Below are 16,198 nucleotides of genomic sequence, written 5' to 3'. Positions count from 1 at the left end.
ATAAGCAGAGGAGGAAGGATTGTGTCTGCAGATCTTATTCAACGTATTCATTCTGAAAAAATTGTGCCGTTGTTCAGGAAAAAATCAGCCAAATTCATTGTCTCGGTATGCCCGCTGTTGTTAGGCAGCGGATTCCATACGGTTGAAATTACAATGGAATCCAATGAGGCTGTTGAATCTATTCGGTTGATCAAACACGCGTATTCCGGCATTTATGTTGGCGCAGGAACGGTAAAGACGATTGACGATGTTGACAAAGCATTGGATGCTGGCGCAGATTTTATCGTCACGCCAATCCTTAATCACAAGCTACTTCAGTACTTGAATGAAAAAGGTGTGCCATTTATTCCAGGAGCATTCACTCCTTCTGAAATCTTTGACGCATACCAGCACGGCGCGGCGATGGTAAAGGTTTTTCCGGCCGCCGCGCTTGGCACCGGCTTTATTAAAAATCTAAAAGGACCGTTAAGTGAAATCCCATTAATGGTGACGGGCGGCATCAATCTCGGTAATTGTACTGAATTCATTCAGGCTGGCGCAGACGCAGTAGGGGTTGGGTCCTCGCTAATATCAAAGGAAGCCGTTCAAGCGGAAGACTGGGAGGCGGTCAAACGTTCGTTAGAAGAATGGCGACATGTCACCGCGATGAAAAATAAGCAATTTTCCTAAAAAAAAAGCCAAGTTTGTGAGACGCATCGGGGCATTTACGCCATTGTCCCGATGCGTTTTTTTGTACACTATTGCGAATGCCGGACAATTGCTGATAAAGACCGGATCACGGAGTTGGATGATCATTGAGGATTTTGTTTGATGCGACCGCAGTACGGGTACTAAATTAGAAGAAAGCTGCCTAACGACATATAACTGCGCGGTCATGCTCACTCCTGTTTTCTAGTTTTTTCTCTAGAAATAAGGTAGATATTGAATGCTAGCCCAGGGATACCGACAAATCCAGGCAGAATAGATATGAGATTCTTCGTTGTTAGCCAAAGTATGAATGAAACAATGATTCCGCCGATCATAACGATCAAGCAGAAAAAAATAAGGACATTGCCAATGATGTTATTTATATCTTTGTTCTTGATTTTTTTATTTGGCATAGCGTGAACTCCTTTATTTTAGAAGGAATTGATGGTGAGTGGAATGCTTATCAAGTTCTTCCCCGTAAGTTTAAAGTGTGGCGGATAAAAAACGTGTCGAAATATGAAAGCTTAGAAAAATCTGATATAAAGCGGTCAAATCTTTATCTTTTGTAGATTTGAATGGGCAGATTGACTGAGGCATATTGATCGTTATTTGGTTTTAGTGGCATAATAGACTTATTGTTTTGTGCTCGTCTATAAAAGATGCTAAAAAAGATTTAAGAAAAAGATAAAAAACAGTTTTTCTTCCCCTTGGATCGGTCATTTTCGCAAAAAGATCTGTGCGTATGAAAACGGACGATCAAGACACCCTCAGATTCGGATTCCATTTGGTGTACTGCATCGAAGCCACCCTATCCTGTGGAAGTTAGAGCTTAAGGAGAGATGAATATGCGTTTAGTTTTGTTGTCAGGCGGTTCTGGAAAGCGGCTGTGGCCCTTGTCCAATGACGCGCGATCCAAACAGTTCCTGAGAGTGCTTGAAGACCGTGAGAAGCAGTTGTCTTCAATGGTACAGCGTGTTTTCGGTCAATTGAACGATGTTGGATTAGGTGACTCCACGGTAATTGCCACCGGGAAAGGCCAGGTTGAAATGCTGGAGAACCAGCTTGGCAAAGATGTTCCTCTGATTGTGGAACCGGAGCGCCGCGATACATTTCCGGCGATAGCCTTAGCAGCGGCATATCTCTACACGATGACCGAAACGTCACTTAACGACGTTGTCTCGGTTTTGCCTGTCGATCCTTATGTCGATACGGCCTTTTTTAAACGCATTCTCGACTTGGAGACATTGCTTGATGATACGGGTGCTGATTTGGCGCTGATGGGTGTTAAGCCAACATATCCTTCTGAAAAATACGGCTATATTGTGCCGACAAAGGGAGAAAGCAAAAACTACATCAATGTCGATCATTTTACCGAAAAGCCAAATACAGAACTTGCGAAACAACTGATCGAGGAATCGGCATTATGGAATTGCGGTGTTTTCGCATTTCGCTTGAACTATGTGATTTCGATTTTGGAATCGCTTGGATTGCCGCTCAATTATGAAGAACTCTCGCAGCAATTTGCCAAACTGCCGAAAATCAGTTTCGACTATGCAGTTGTGGAAAAAGCGAAAAATATTGTGGCGCTTCCTTATGAAGGTTTCTGGAAAGACCTTGGTACATGGAATACGCTGACAGAAGAAATGGCCACACAGCAGATTGGCAAAGGAATCATCAGTGACGATTCAGAGAACACACATCTGATTAACGAACTGGATCTCCCTGTGACTGTGCTTGGTGTCTCCAATGCGATTGTCGCTGTCAGCCCGGATGGTATTCTGGTTTCGGATAAAGAGCAAAGCCCGCGCATTAAGGAAGTCATGAAAGGCTTTGATCAGCGGCCAATGTATGAAGAACGCCAATGGGGTTCTTACAGAGTACTGGATTACTCACGCTACTCAGCAAATAACGAAGAAGTGCTGACCAAAAAAATAAAAATCGATGAAGGTGCCAACATCAGCTACCACTGCCATCATATGCGCCAGGAGGTTTGGACGATCGTCAAAGGTCATGGCCGTTATGCGGAAAATGGTGTCATTCGTTCCATCAAACCGGGTGACGTGGTTATTGTTCAGGCAGAGACGCTCCATGCAATTAAAGCCGATGAAGCGCTTGAATTGATCGAGGTTCAGATCGGCAGCCAACTGATTGAAGAAGACATTGACCGCAAATTTATGAAGTGGGAAGAAATTGAAGCGAATTGCTCACAAGTAAGAGGATAAGATCGCGATGAACATATAGAACCGAGCGGAGAGGTGAATTCTTCGCTCGGTTTGTTCGTCAGGATAGAAATGACTGATAAAATTTGTGAAATGATCGATATAATTTTCAAATTGATCGATATCGTTTTTAAAATGATTGCTAAATCCGAGAAACTGGCAGACTAAGTAAAAAAGCAGTTTTCTCTCCATATTTTTCCTTGCCTGATGCTTTGTGCTAGAATGCTTATTAGATAAGATGTTCGTCTTCCAGATTTGCGAACACCCGATTATTTGAATGAAAAGGCAGGGTATACAATGAGCCAAGTAAACGTGAAGACAGACAAAGAAGCATTCCTCAATGACCTTTCAGCATTGATCGCGATTCCAAGTACGAAGGATGCCTCCCAGGCAAAGGAAGGGGCTCCATTCGGACCGGGTCCGCTTGCCGGCCTTGAGAAAATGCTGGAAATTGGTAAAAGGGACGGATTCCGTACAAAGAATCTGCAAGGATACGCCGGCTATATTGAATACGGTCCGGAAGATGCAGAAGACTATATTGCAGTGCTCGGCCATGTGGACGTCGTGCCCGCGACCGGCAAATGGGCGCATGATCCATTTACCGCTTACGTGGAAGATGGAACGCTGTATGCGCGAGGCGCGATCGACGACAAGGGACCGACCATGGCTGCTTATTACGCACTGAAGGCGCTGAGAGAATCCGGCGAAACCCTTAAACACAGAATCCGCCTAGTCATCGGTACAGATGAAGAGAGCGGCTGTGCATGTATGAAAAAGTATAATGAACTGGAACCGATGTCCCTGTTCGGCTTCGCTCCCGACGCGGAATTTCCGTTGATTTTTGCTGAAAAAGGCCAGATCCGCGCTTGGATCAACTTACCGCAAAGGGCTGAAGAGGCACCTGTTCATCTTACTGATTTTTACTCAGGTGAGCGGATTAATATGGTACCTGATCATGCCTACGCGGTTCTAGAAGGACCGGAAGCAGAACAATGGTCAGCTCATGCGCAAGCCGCATTAACAGCTAAAAATGTGCCATTTACAGCGGAAAAAACAGCACAAGGGTTGAAACTTACCGTGAAAGGCCAGTCTGCTCATGGATCAGAACCTGCCGGCGGCGTCAACGCTGCATTTTTACTTGCCGGAGCGCTACAGGATCTGCCACTTGCGGAAGCAGAGCAGGCGTTCATCAATTTTCTGGCAGACACGTTAAATAACGATTTTGGCGGTGCTCGCCTCGGAATCGCTGGTCATGACGATGTTTCAGGTGAACTGACCGTTAATGCAGGCGTCATTCGATTTGACAAGACAAAAGGTGGCACCGTTTCATTAGATATCCGCGTCCCAGTCAAGCTGTCTCTTGAGGATATCCAGGCGACACTAACGGCATCAGTAGAAAAACTTGGCTTTTCTATTGGCGAACTCGGCACGAGTAAGCCACTTTACATGGATCAGAAACATCCGGGTGTACAGATCCTGAAAAAAGTTTATGAAAAGCACATGGGACTCAAAGACGTTGAATTGCTCACTTCCGGAGGCGGAACATACGCTCAGTATCTAGATGCAGGCGTTGCATTCGGCGCTTGTATGCCGGATTATCCTTATACTGGTCATCAAGTCGATGAGCACGTCAAGGTGGATGACCTGCTTCTTGCGTCTGCGATCTACGCAGATGCAATGGCTGAGCTCGCAAATTTGGAAAAATAAGCGCATGTCTAGGCGTCAAATGACATTTAGCTGCATAGGATAGCAGTACTTATGGAGAGGGAAAAGTGAATGCTTTGTTCCTCTCCTTTTTATATGATGTTCGATAAGTCCGGGAAAAATTGCTGTCGAATTTCTGCGTCAGCTTGTTCCTTCGCTCCTCACGTATTATTTGTATAGGCTCCGGTGCTCGAAACTGCGCTTCCTTGATCTTCGACGCACAGGACGTGCTAGTGTCAGGCATGCCACAGGACGTGGCGTTCTGCCTGACCTCGGCCCTTTTTGTCCTCNCTTGATCTTCGACGCACAGGACGTGCTAGTGTCAGGCATGCCACAGGACGTGGCGTTCTGCCTGACCTCGGCCCTTTTTGTCCTCCTTATCGAACGAACTTTTTTGGCTACACTTTACTGAAAAAAATGGTTACTTTTTTCTTGATAAGTTGGTAGAATGTGAGTGTTATACGTCAAAGAAAATGGCATGGGATATTCATGAAATACTGGTTTTACCAGCATCTAGGCATATTGCATGCGTTTTCAATTTGTTGGATGTATAACATAAATGAGTGATTTATAGAAAAAGAGATGACCTTGACAGCTGCAGACGGTGAAACCCATGTACATTGTGAGGAATGAAGAGCAAATGGCAAAAGGATTGTTTTGGCTGTGTATGTCCGTATTTTTGAATGCATTCGGGAATGCTCTGACAGTGAAGGCTGCACTTGGCTCCGCGCCCTGGACGGCAGCGGGAATCAATATTTCCAACGCTACCGGTTTAACGGTAGGAAACGCACTGATCATTTTGGGACTGATCACGTTGATTGCGGATGATCTTCTGCGCCGCCGCTGGAACGGCATTAAGGATATTTTTAATTTCCTCTATATGCTGTCCTTTGGCTATCTAATTGATTTTTGGCTGTTTTTGATGCAGTCCGTGGATGTGAATGGATGGTTCCTGCGCACAGTCGCTTGTGTCTTTGGTGTGCTCTGCATTGCTGCCGCGCTTTCCATTTATTTTCGTGTAAACCTTGTGCTCCATCCTTTTGATGATTTGCTGAAAATTCTTCGTGAGAACTACTTGCACGGCAATGTGGTTCTTGCCCAGCGTATTTCACTGGGGATTCCGCTTACAGTTGGATTGTCCATTGGCCTTTTTCGTCATCATTTATTGGGCATCAACCTAGGTACAGCCGTCAGCTTTCTATGCATGGGTTATTTCATCCTGTTTTTCGATCGATTTATTCACTTGCATTTGGATCAAAAGGCGCTATCGCAACGACACCTTCCACATTGGGGGCATCGCGTAAAACATTCAAAAGCATAATTAATCGGCTTGACAAATTTCTCCAAACGGACAATAATAAGTTAACTTAAATAAAGATGAAAAAAGCGATGAAGAGAAGAAGTAGAAAGTGCAGCTTTTCCGCAGAGAGCTCCGTTTGGTGCGAAGGAGCAAAGGCAAGCTTTCGAACATGGCCTCTGAGCTGCGCGGCTGAACGGCGGTTCGTCACCAAAGTAAGTCGCGACAAGTTAAGGTTCTTGTTGCCAAAACCAAAGTATCGAGCGGCTTTCTAAGCTCCGTACTTGCTGAGACCGGTCATGCGAGTGTCCGGTGAATCAAGGTGGTACCGCGGGATAACCCCCGTCCTTAGTCAAATGATTAAGGACGGGGGTTTTTTGATGTCTGCGCAACATGGCGAATAAGAGCATGATGAAGCACTCAGGATCTGGCAAGAATAAATAGAAAAAGATTCAGAAGGAAAGGTGATTTAAATGAGCAAGGCATTAGTATTTCAGACAGATTTCGGACTCGTGGATGGAGCGGTTTGCGCAATGTATGGTGTGGCTAGCACCGTTGATCCTACATTAAGAATATTTGATTTGACGCATGACATTCCGCAGTACAACATTTGGGAAGCATCCTATCGACTGCGGCAGACGATTGATTATTGGCCGGAGGGAACCGTATTTGTATCCGTGGTCGATCCGGGAGTTGGTTCAACAAGACGCAGTGTAATTGCCAGAACGCGTCGCAACCAGTACATCATTACGCCGGATAATGGAACACTGACCCATATTAAAAAAATCGAAGGCATTGAAAGTGTACGCAGCTTTGATGAGAAACTGAACAAATTGCCGACAGCAGGCGAATCCTTCACATTTTTCGGAAGAGATATTTATGCATTTACAGGCGCGAAACTGGCGGCGAGGATCATTGATTATGATCATTTTGGTGAACCTGTTTCGGTCGATTCAGTTGTTGAATTGCCGATTATCCCATCGTATCGAGAAGGTAATCAAGTAAACGGTACAATTGACGTACTGGATGTTCGTTTCGGCAATCTCTGGACGAACATCAATCATTTGCTGTTCCATGAGTTAGGAAATGAGCGCGGAGAACGGCTTGCGGTCAATATCAAAAATGATACTCGTACCGTTTATGAGAACACGATGGTGTTTGCACGGTCATTCGCAGAAGTCGCCATCGGTGAGCCGCTGATCTATGTAAATTCACTTGAAAATATCGGCGTGGCAATTAATCAGGGATCATTCGCAAAGGCGTACACCATTGGCACTGGAACGAATTGGCATATTTCATTTCATAAAGCTTAAAGATTGTGATTTTAAAAGGATGTTCAAAAAGTCCGGGAAAAATTGCTGTCGAATCTCAGCGTCAGCTTGTTTCTCCGCTCCTCACGTATTCCATTCATACGTTCCGGTGCTCGAAACTGCGCTTCCTTGATCTTCTCGGCCCTTTTTGTCCTCCTCTTTGAACAGACAATTTAAGGAGGTGATTCAGTGCGTTTATTTGGAAGTAACACCTATTGAGGAGGTGAACGAGGCAGAAAAGTTACTGTTTAGAAAAAACATATTTTCAAACTTTCTCTTGTTTTATACTAATGTAGTACGGCTTTTAATTTATGAACTTATACTTAATTAAATCAAAAAGGGGTTTTGCCGTATGAAAAATTGGCTGTCTATTCGAACAATCGTTGCAGCGGGTATTGGCGCCGCCATCTTTATCATTCTTCGTTATATTTCAATTCCTGTCGGTTTTATTCCGAATACAACAGTTCAGCTGTCTTATATTTTTCTCGCATTAATCGCCGTGATCTACGGACCCGTTGCCGGAGGCCTGATCGGGTTGATCGGACATTCGCTTGGTGATGCATTTCAATACGGATCCGTCTGGTGGAGCTGGGTGATCGTCTCAACACTTGTCGGCATCGGATTTGGTCTTGTGTCAGGAAGGCTTAAGATTTCCGAAGGTGATTTTAACTGGAAATCTATTGCATTGTTTAATATCGCGCAAGTGATTACTCAGGCGATCGGCTGGTTTCTGATCGCACCTGTTCTCGATATTGTGATCTACGGCGAACCGGCAAATAAAGTATTTGTTCAAGGCTTCACTGCCGGCATTTTGGATATTGTCACGGTAGGTATCTTTGGTACGCTGCTTATCTGGATTTATGCGCAGACACGTACGCGAACTGGAAGCCTGAAGAAAGAAGCATAAGTCGCAGTTGATGAAAAAGTAAAAGCAGAAGGATCACTATGAAAAATACGGTTGTGTCGTTTAAACAATTCAATTTCAAGTACAACAGCCAGGAAAGCCCATCATTGGAAAACATCTCGCTTGATATTCGCCAGGGTGAACGGATTCTGATCACTGGTCCTTCCGGCTCAGGAAAGAGTACACTTGGTCATTGTATCAACGGCCTAATTCCCAATGCTTATAAGGGAGAAATTAAGGGCTCGATTGAACTAATGGGTGAACCTGCAAGTGAACTGAGCCTATTTGACCTCTCGAAAAAAGTAGGCACAGTACTCCAGGATACGGATGCTCAGTTTATTGGCCTGACTGTTGGCGAGGATATTGCCTTCGCATTGGAGAACGATGCTGTCTCGCAAAAAGAGATGAAGCAAAAAGTTCTTCATGCAGCAAAAAGGGTTGGCATGGAAAACTTTCTGGAGCATTCTCCGCATGAACTATCAGGGGGACAGAAACAGCGTGTCTCAATGGCAGGAGTTATGGTTGATCCTGTGAACATCTTGTTGTTTGACGAACCGCTTGCAAATCTAGATCCGACGGCCGGCCGGCAGACCATGCAGTTGATTGATCGCATCCAACGGGAAACCGGAGTCACAGTGGTCATTATTGAACACCGTCTAGAGGATGTATTGGAAATGGATATCGATCGGATCATCGTCATTTCGGATGGCAAGGTAGCAGCCGATGCTCCGCCTGCCGAACTGTTATCTTCGGATCTGCTCCGTACGTACGGTATTCGTGAGCCGCTTTATCTGACTGCATTGAAACACGCCGGTATTCATGTAGATCCTGACATTCATCCTGAAACGATTAGTCGACTTATTGTGGATGGACTGCGGAATCGGCTATTGGAGTGGTCCAACACCGATGTTCCAATTGATAGGAAAAGGACAGGCGAAACAGTTCTGGAGCTGTCACATCTCAATTTTCAGTACGAGAAAGATCTCCCGGTTCTTAACGACGTCAGTTTTTCGATACGCAAAGGTGAACGGATCGCTCTTGTAGGGAAAAACGGTGCAGGAAAATCAACAATAACGAAATTGATCTGCGGTCTTGAAAGGCCCGCCTCGGGCAAGGTTTTGTTGGACGGTCGTGACGCGAGCGATCAGACAATCAAGGAAAGGTCCGAATCTATCGGTCTTGTGATGCAGGATCCAAATCACATGATTTCGCAACATATGATTTTTGATGAAGTTGCTTTTGGGCTTAAGATCAAGGGTGTTGATCCGGATGAAACAAAACGACGTGTTTATGAAACTCTGAAACTCTGCGGGCTCTACCCATTCAGAAACTGGCCGGTATCCGCACTCAGTTTCGGCCAGAAAAAGCGTGTAACCATTGCATCAATTCTTGTACTTGAACCGCAAATCTTAATTCTGGATGAACCAACTGCGGGGCAGGATTACCGGCATTATACAGAAATCATGCGCTTTTTGGAACAGTTAAGTGAGCGCGGGGTAACTCTGATCATGATTACACACGACATGCATTTGATGCTTGAGTATACGGATCGTGCGCTAGTGATGGTAGATGGGAAACTGATCGCTGATGAACCGCCTGCCGAGCTTCTTTCCGATGCGCGAATTGCAGAAAAGGCGAATTTAAAGACGACATCGCTTTTTCAACTTGCGGAACGGATTGGTTCCCCGGATCCCCTCTCATTTGTTCGCCATTGTGTCATAGATGAAAAGAGGAGGCGGTCGCATCATGAACTTTCGGATGCTCAGCTACATTGATCGGCCGTCTCCGATCCATCGCCTGACGGGCGCAACAAAATTAATCTGCTTTATTCTATGGTCTGTCATTGGTATGAGCACTTATGATACACGGATACTTTTCGTCATGCTGATTGTAGGTCTGCTTGTTTTTAAACTGTCACAGACCAAGGTTCGTGAGGTTTCTTTTGTCCTGACGTTCATTCTGATTTTTCTATTGCTGAATGACATTGCCATCTATGTCTTTGCACCGCAGCAGGGGACGCTCATATATGGAACGCGGCATGTTCTGCTGGACCTGCCCGGGCGATACGCGCTGACTTGGGAGCAGCTTTTTTATCAACTGAACATCACATTAAAATATTTTGTCGTCATTCCGTTCGCACTTTTATTTGTGGTTACAACACAGCCAAGCGAATTCGCTGCCTCGCTAAACAGAATCGGCGTTAATTATCGAATCGCATTGGCGGTTTCCATTACTTTGCGCTATATTCCCGATATTCAGCGTAATTATCATGAAATCGCACAAGCTCAACAAGCTCGAGGAGTCGACCTGTCTAGGAAGGCGAAATTCAGGCAAAGGATGAGGCAGGCGGCAACGATTGTCATTCCGCTGATCTTCTCCAGTCTTGAGCGAATCGAAGTGATCAGCAATGCGATGGAACTCCGACGATTTGGTAAGAAGAAGAAGCGGACGTGGTACAATGCAAAGCCATTTGCGTTTCGGGATTTTTTTGCGATCGGATTTTCATTGGCGCTGCTGTTACTCTCTTTGTGGCTGGCGATCCAACATGGCAGTCGTTACTATAATCCATTTCAGTGAAACGTCACCGGAACTTCATCCCGGAGACGTTTTTTTATTGTCTAGGAAATTATAAACGATCGACTTGTGGATAAATACCCGTTAACCTGCTTCAGCACATCCCATTGAAATACTTATGTATGGTTGGACGTTTTGGTTAAGCAGAACCCAGATTTAGCAAGCTGAAAGAAGATCCGCTGGGTATGGATGAGGAAACACAGATGGCCAATTTCAGTTACTTGGAGTGTAGGAAAGAAGATGAAGTGCCTGACTTTGTCATCGAAGCATTTGGTTATGGTTTGGAAAAGGGCTAAAATCGAGGGCTCTCTGTGGCGGCACAATAAAACAAGCAAGAAACAGAAATAGCCCCAGGTGCTGTAGCTTTATTAGGGGCTGGTAAGATCGCATTAGGTTTTGTTCTGTTCATTTTCGTTTATTCAGTTTCACTTTTTGGAAGATCATTCTACGATTGTTCGAATTCTTGGGCAGCCTGAGCAAATGATCTTTCAGTAATTTTCAATAGCTCAATCAACAGTGTACATACATCTCGTCTCTCTCAGCAATTAAACCTTTTTAGTTTCCTTCTTTCACCATCTATTTTTTAGTTTTTCCTTTTTTCTATCTGTACGCCTTTGCTCAATAAGGATATCAATTCTATCGAGAGCATCCTTATTATTTAAAATTTCTTTTCTATTCATTTGTATCAGTTGATGATATTTTAGTTTTTTCCTCATTATTTTCCTCATCCTTTCCTTAATACGAAAAATTTAATGGTACTTTTTACATGTGACTTTGTTGAAAGATTAACCTATAAAAAATTCTCTGCTTATTGCAGAGAAAATGTGAGTTAAATTTAACTGAAGGATTGAGATTATTCATACTATACCACTTAGTATAATTGGTTATCAAGTGTTTTTTTTAATATATCCCGCGATATCTAGAAATTGTCTTTTTCTAAGGTCCATTATAGTCGGCAACTCAATAATTTAATAAATGTCAACAAAGAAAAAGCAGAAAGATTTTTTCTCTCCACTTTTATTTGGTACGTGTTTTTAATTAATCTTTTTACGGCAATAGCCTTAACACTCAAGGGCTGAAATTTATAGAATTTACTCTTTTGGCATAAGTTTAGACAATATCAAGCGGAACTTTTTCAGATGGGTGAGGGAAGGCGTTGTCGAGGAAACGCTGTTCTCCCTCTGATAGCTGGACGGATGCCGCTTGTGCATTCAGCAGCACATGCTCGGGACGACTGGCCTTTGGTATAGCCACAATGCCATCAGATTCAGCACGGCGAATACTCCAGGCAAGAAGCAGTTGAAGAGGGGTCACTTGATGAACAGCGGCGATTCTTACAACGTCAGGATCTTTTAATAACTGTGTTTTTAGCGATCCTCCTTCGGCAAGCGGACAATACGCCATGATTGGCATTCGATGATCACGCTGCCAAGGAATCAAATCGAATTCGATACCGCGGGAACCAAGATGATAGAGTACTTGATTCACCGCACAATTGGCACCATTTGGATTGGAGACGAGTTCTTCCATATCTTTAGTGTCAAAATTGGAGACGCCCCATCTTAGAATTTTACCTGCTTTTTGTAATTCTTCCATACCGCGGATCGTTTCTTCAAGTGGAGTGGCGCCTCGCCAATGCAGTAAATAGAGATCAAGGTGGTCGGTGCCTAGTCGCTTCAGGCTTTTTTCACATGCCGCGGCTAACCGTTTCCGGTCCGCGTGATTCGGGTAGGCTTTACTGACGAGAAACACGTCATTGCGAATATCAGCGATTGCCTCGCCAATGAGCGCTTCCGAACGTCCCTCGCCATACATTTCCGCAGTATCAATCAATTTTAGACCTAATTGAACACCTAAGCGCAGTGCTTCTATTTCTGAAGCATGTTTGAATGGGTCGTCTCCCATACGCCATGTGCCCTGCCCTATTGCGGGAATCCTTGCTCCATCTGCGAGTAGGATGGTCCGTTTCTCCAATTGTTTCCGAATAGCATCAATTTCATGATCTTCTAATTGCATGAATGTTGCTCCTCCTTTTAGCAAGTGGAATGACGATTTAGCCATTTCAAGCCTTCTCGTTTGCTCAAAGGCTTGAGGTCATGCTCGTGAATAAATTGCCGAACTGTTTCAGGAGCGGTCTTTGAATATTCGCGAAGAACCCACCCAATAGCCTTTTGAATGAAAAACTGATCTGAATCTGTGTTCAGCAGTATGTAGCGGAATAAGCGCTTCTCATCCGTAGCACGCTTATACTTTAATTGATATAAGAGCGCTGCGCGACGAAGCCAGAAATTCTTATCGGTGATCCAATTTTCTGCATAACTGTCTATCAGATGAGGTGTGTTCTTAAAAAGCAGACCGCAGCTATTTGGAGCAATCGTATCAACGGTATCCCACCATGATTTTGTGACAATCATCCATTCGAACAGAGGCATATGCCGTTCGTTTAAGATCTGCTTGGCCTTTCCGATCATATCAAGCGCGGCGGCCTGGCATTCTCTTTGGGGCTGTTCCCAAAGTACGTTGACAACATCGTGAAGCTGCTCCGCATCTGGAAGACCATATTCGTTGATAAAAGTCCGCACCAGTTCCTGACGTTCCGGCGACTTAATGCCGAAGAAGGGAAACTGGTTTCTCATATACTGCTCCATTTGACGTGCGTTTTCCGGATTTCGATGATCTTCAAATGCGGTTATGAGCGGACGAATATCGAAGCTCATTTAATCCCGCCTTTCTTAGGTAATTAGCAGTAGGTTTGTTCCGGGATCAGTAGATTTCTTTGATTTAGTTTTTTAATCTATTTAACGAAGCATTTCTCTCTTAATCATTATCTCTATATTCCCACATTTACGAGCGTAATACGAATGATATGATGCGGAATTTTTTTCCCTCTTTCTGATCTCTAAAAAACCTTCCTTTCTTTTTTTATCAATCTCTGATCTCCGTTGTACAATAGAAGTAGATAGAAAATTTTTTATTGATGTGATACATAAGGAGTTACTGTAAAGTGATCATTTCTTCCTTCTTAAAAAAAATGCGCCGTTCGGATTATACCAAAGTTTTTTTCCTCTGCCTGCTGACTTCAGGGCTCATGTTTTTGCCGTCAATCATAGCGAACAAGGGCCTGTTTACCTTAGTTGGTGATTTTAATTATCAGCAGATTCCGTTTAACATGCTGAGTAATCGAGCAATCAAGAGCGGTGATCTGTTTTGGAACTGGTCGACAGACCTAGGCAGCAATTTTATCGGTTCTTATAGCTTTTATACTTTAGGCAGCCCCTTTTTCTGGCTTAGTTTGCTTTTTCCAGCCTCGTTTTTTCCTTATGTGATTGGTCCGATGTTCATGCTCAAATACTGTGTTGCCGGGCTGACGGCATATGGCTATATTCGACGCTATGTAACAGACGGACGTTACGCAATCATGGGGGCTCTGCTCTACGCCTTTTCCGGATTTTCAGCTGTTAACCTGATGTTCAATCATTTCCACGATGTCGTTGCCTTCTTTCCGCTTCTGCTTGCCGGTTTTGACCGTTTGGTGGTAGACAAGAGAAAAGGGTGGTTTGCAGCGGCGGTTGCATTGAACGCCACACTGAATTTCTTTTTCTTCATCGGTGAAGTTATTTTTTTAGTTATCTATTATGTGATTCGGTATTTGGTCGAGGATTGGAAAGGGTATGTTCGCCAGTTGCCGCGAATTGCATGGGAGGGACTGCTTGGCGTCGGTATGGCCAGTCTGTTGTTTGTTCCGGCGATCCTGTTTACCTTGCAAAATCCGCGATTGGATGCATTTTTATATGGACCAAATGCGTTGGTCTACACCGGGAGCCGCTATCTTGAACTCATCAAAGCGATCCTGATGCCTGCAGATTTGATGCCGCATCAATCTTCTATTTTTCCATCAGATTTTTCATCGAGCAGCGCCTATCTACCACTCTTTGGCCCTGTACTGGTTATTGCAATGATGCTCGGACGAAAGCATTGGATGAAGCGGATGATGGTTGCTTCGTTAATCATAGCTTCAGTACCGCTTCTGAACAGTTTCTTTTATGTGCTGAATGCTGCTTATTACGCACGCTGGTTCTATATGCCGGCGCTGATTATGGCTTTGATGTCGGCCGTGGCGCTTGAACGGCGGAATGAGATTCCGTTGAAGAAGAGCTTGCTGATCACAGCATCCTCGCTTGCGCTGCTTGCAGCATTTCTGCTCTTTTATCCATGGAGTGAAACCCAGAAGAATGCAATTTTTCATTACGATCAGTTTCTTTTTTACCTTACAGCGGCGGCAGCGGGTCTTGCTGCGACCTATTATCTCGTTTGGCGATTTAGAAGGGGAAAATACTGGCATCGTGCAGCTTTAATTTTACTCGTGATCTTTTGCGCGGGACTTGGACTGTTTAACATTTTTGCGACCCATTCCATATACGACTATCAGTCCGGTCAAGCGATCCAAAATACCGTAGTGAAAACGGGAAAAGAATTAAAACGCGTGCTGCCAAAAACGGAAAATTATCGTATCGGCATCAGTGATGATGGATGGAATCTGGCCATGGTTGCGAATTTGCCAACGGTCAATTCCTTTACGAGCATGGTCAACGGCTCCATTTTTGAGTTTTATCAGTCGATCGGGTCCCCGCGAGGTGTAAAGACAGTGATTCCTCCGGACGCTTATGGACTAAAACCGCTTCTGTCGGAACGTTTCTTTGTCGACACGGTCAAAATGGATAACAGCAAGCTGTATACTTCATTCAACAATGGGACGAATACGGTTTACATTTATGAAAATAAGGATGCGCTGCCGATCGGCTTCACCTATGACTACTATATAACGCAAAGCCAGTTTCAGCATGTTTCTGATGAGTACAAGCATCTAGTACTGCTTCGTGCGGTTGTTATTAAAGACAGTGATGTGCCGAAAGTGAAAAATTTCCTTGTTCCGCTTCCGGAAACGGATATGTTTACGACAACAAAAGCGGAGTATCAGCATGACTTGAAGATGCGGGCAAAAGAGGCATCGACGGCGTTCCATCGTGATCATACAGGTTTCACCGCGGATATTCGCGCGGATTCTGATAAATATGCGTTCTTCAGTGTTCCATTCGACAAAGGGTGGAGAGCAACGGTCAACGGCGCCCCAGTTCATATTTTGGATGCGGACGGCATGATGATTGTGCCGGTCAGTGATGGCGCAAATCATATCCGCTTTGATTATCGGACACCGGGACTGTCAGCGGGATTCTTTTTGGCGCTGCTTTCCTTTGCTGCTTTTTCCGTTTATCTGTTCTCAAGACGAATCTTCAGTCGCCGATCAATACAACCATCACGAGAGCTCAGTGAGTAAGAAAAGTGAACCTTTTCTATAGAATACCGGAAACCCTCTATGGGGTCTCGTATGGTTCGAAATCAATGGATACCGTCCCGTAAGAGTCTCGGATCTGCCACTCCAATCAAAAGAATAGCAATATCAACATTAAGCTTTAACATAGCTTTTTATTAAAATCACATTGAT

Annotated in this window: 13 protein-coding genes and 1 other annotated feature; of the genes, 9 read left to right on the top strand and 4 right to left on the bottom strand. The window is 44.4% G+C overall.

Features of this window, described 5'->3' with window-relative positions; genetic code table 11:
• The first annotated feature begins 21 nt into the window (after positions 1-21).
• Positions 22-669, top strand: coding sequence for a bifunctional 4-hydroxy-2-oxoglutarate aldolase/2-dehydro-3-deoxy-phosphogluconate aldolase (locus tag P343_RS31485; RefSeq protein WP_023510862.1), 648 nt, complete (start codon positions 22-24; stop codon positions 667-669).
• Positions 670-878: 209 nt separating this feature from the next.
• Here P343_RS31485 and P343_RS31480 read toward each other — a convergent pair whose 3' ends face one another.
• Entirely contained in the window at positions 879-1,100 is a 222-nt protein-coding gene (locus P343_RS31480; RefSeq protein WP_023510861.1) for a hypothetical protein, read from the bottom strand.
• 432 nt (positions 1,101-1,532) lie between these two features.
• Here P343_RS31480 and P343_RS31475 point away from each other — a divergent pair, with 432 nt between their 5' ends.
• From P343_RS31475 to P343_RS31440, 7 genes are all read left to right on the top strand, one after another.
• A complete protein-coding gene (locus tag P343_RS31475) occupies positions 1,533-2,909 on the top strand; it encodes a sugar phosphate nucleotidyltransferase (protein WP_023510860.1) in 1,377 nt (458 codons plus the stop codon).
• A gap of 294 nt (positions 2,910-3,203) precedes the next feature.
• On the top strand, positions 3,204-4,613 hold the full coding sequence (gene pepV / locus P343_RS31465) for a dipeptidase PepV (protein ID WP_023510858.1): 1,410 nt from the start codon (positions 3,204-3,206) through the stop codon (positions 4,611-4,613).
• Positions 4,614-5,223: 610 nt separating this feature from the next.
• Positions 5,224-5,931 (top strand): YczE/YyaS/YitT family protein, encoded by a 708-nt coding sequence (locus P343_RS31460; protein WP_023510857.1) that lies wholly within the window; start codon positions 5,224-5,226, stop codon positions 5,929-5,931.
• Positions 5,932-5,990: 59 nt separating this feature from the next.
• Positions 5,991-6,260: a binding site (T-box leader), on the top strand.
• A gap of 120 nt (positions 6,261-6,380) precedes the next feature.
• Positions 6,381-7,220 (top strand): SAM hydrolase/SAM-dependent halogenase family protein, encoded by an 840-nt coding sequence (locus tag P343_RS31455; RefSeq protein ID WP_023510856.1) that lies wholly within the window; start codon positions 6,381-6,383, stop codon positions 7,218-7,220.
• 349 nt (positions 7,221-7,569) lie between these two features.
• On the top strand, positions 7,570-8,124 hold the full coding sequence (locus P343_RS31450) for an ECF-type riboflavin transporter substrate-binding protein (protein WP_023510855.1): 555 nt from the start codon (positions 7,570-7,572) through the stop codon (positions 8,122-8,124).
• A 38-nt stretch (positions 8,125-8,162) separates the two neighbouring features.
• Complete coding sequence (locus tag P343_RS31445) at positions 8,163-9,896, top strand: ABC transporter ATP-binding protein (RefSeq protein ID WP_023510854.1); 1,734 nt, start codon at positions 8,163-8,165, stop codon at positions 9,894-9,896.
• Positions 9,868-10,698 carry an energy-coupling factor transporter transmembrane component T family protein gene (locus tag P343_RS31440; protein ID WP_023510853.1) on the top strand — a complete coding sequence of 277 codons (831 nt, stop codon included), beginning with the start codon at positions 9,868-9,870 and terminating at the stop codon, positions 10,696-10,698. The genes P343_RS31445 and P343_RS31440 overlap by 29 nt, the downstream gene beginning before the upstream one ends.
• 566 nt (positions 10,699-11,264) lie before the next feature.
• Here the strand turns inward: P343_RS31440 and P343_RS36800 are convergent.
• The 3 genes from P343_RS36800 to P343_RS31430 all read right to left on the bottom strand — a co-directional run bounded on the left by P343_RS36800 (position 11,265) and on the right by P343_RS31430 (position 13,412).
• Positions 11,265-11,411 (bottom strand): FbpB family small basic protein, encoded by a 147-nt coding sequence (locus P343_RS36800; RefSeq protein WP_023510851.1) that lies wholly within the window; start codon positions 11,409-11,411, stop codon positions 11,265-11,267.
• 394 nt (positions 11,412-11,805) lie between these two features.
• Positions 11,806-12,711, bottom strand: coding sequence for an aldo/keto reductase (locus tag P343_RS31435; RefSeq protein WP_023510850.1), 906 nt, complete (start codon positions 12,709-12,711; stop codon positions 11,806-11,808).
• A gap of 17 nt (positions 12,712-12,728) precedes the next feature.
• Positions 12,729-13,412 (bottom strand): DNA alkylation repair protein, encoded by a 684-nt coding sequence (locus tag P343_RS31430; protein ID WP_023510849.1) that lies wholly within the window; start codon positions 13,410-13,412, stop codon positions 12,729-12,731.
• Positions 13,413-13,699: 287 nt separating this feature from the next.
• Between P343_RS31430 and P343_RS31425 the strand changes: the two genes are divergently transcribed.
• On the top strand, positions 13,700-16,030 hold the full coding sequence (locus tag P343_RS31425) for a YfhO family protein (RefSeq protein ID WP_023510848.1): 2,331 nt from the start codon (positions 13,700-13,702) through the stop codon (positions 16,028-16,030).
• The last annotated feature ends 168 nt before the right edge of the window (positions 16,031-16,198 follow it).

Origin of the sequence: Sporolactobacillus laevolacticus DSM 442, from assembly GCF_000497245.1 — a bacterium.
In the GTDB taxonomy this organism is placed as follows: domain Bacteria; phylum Bacillota; class Bacilli; order Bacillales; family Sporolactobacillaceae; genus Sporolactobacillus; species Sporolactobacillus laevolacticus.
This window is presented reverse-complemented; position numbering and strand designations above follow the sequence as displayed.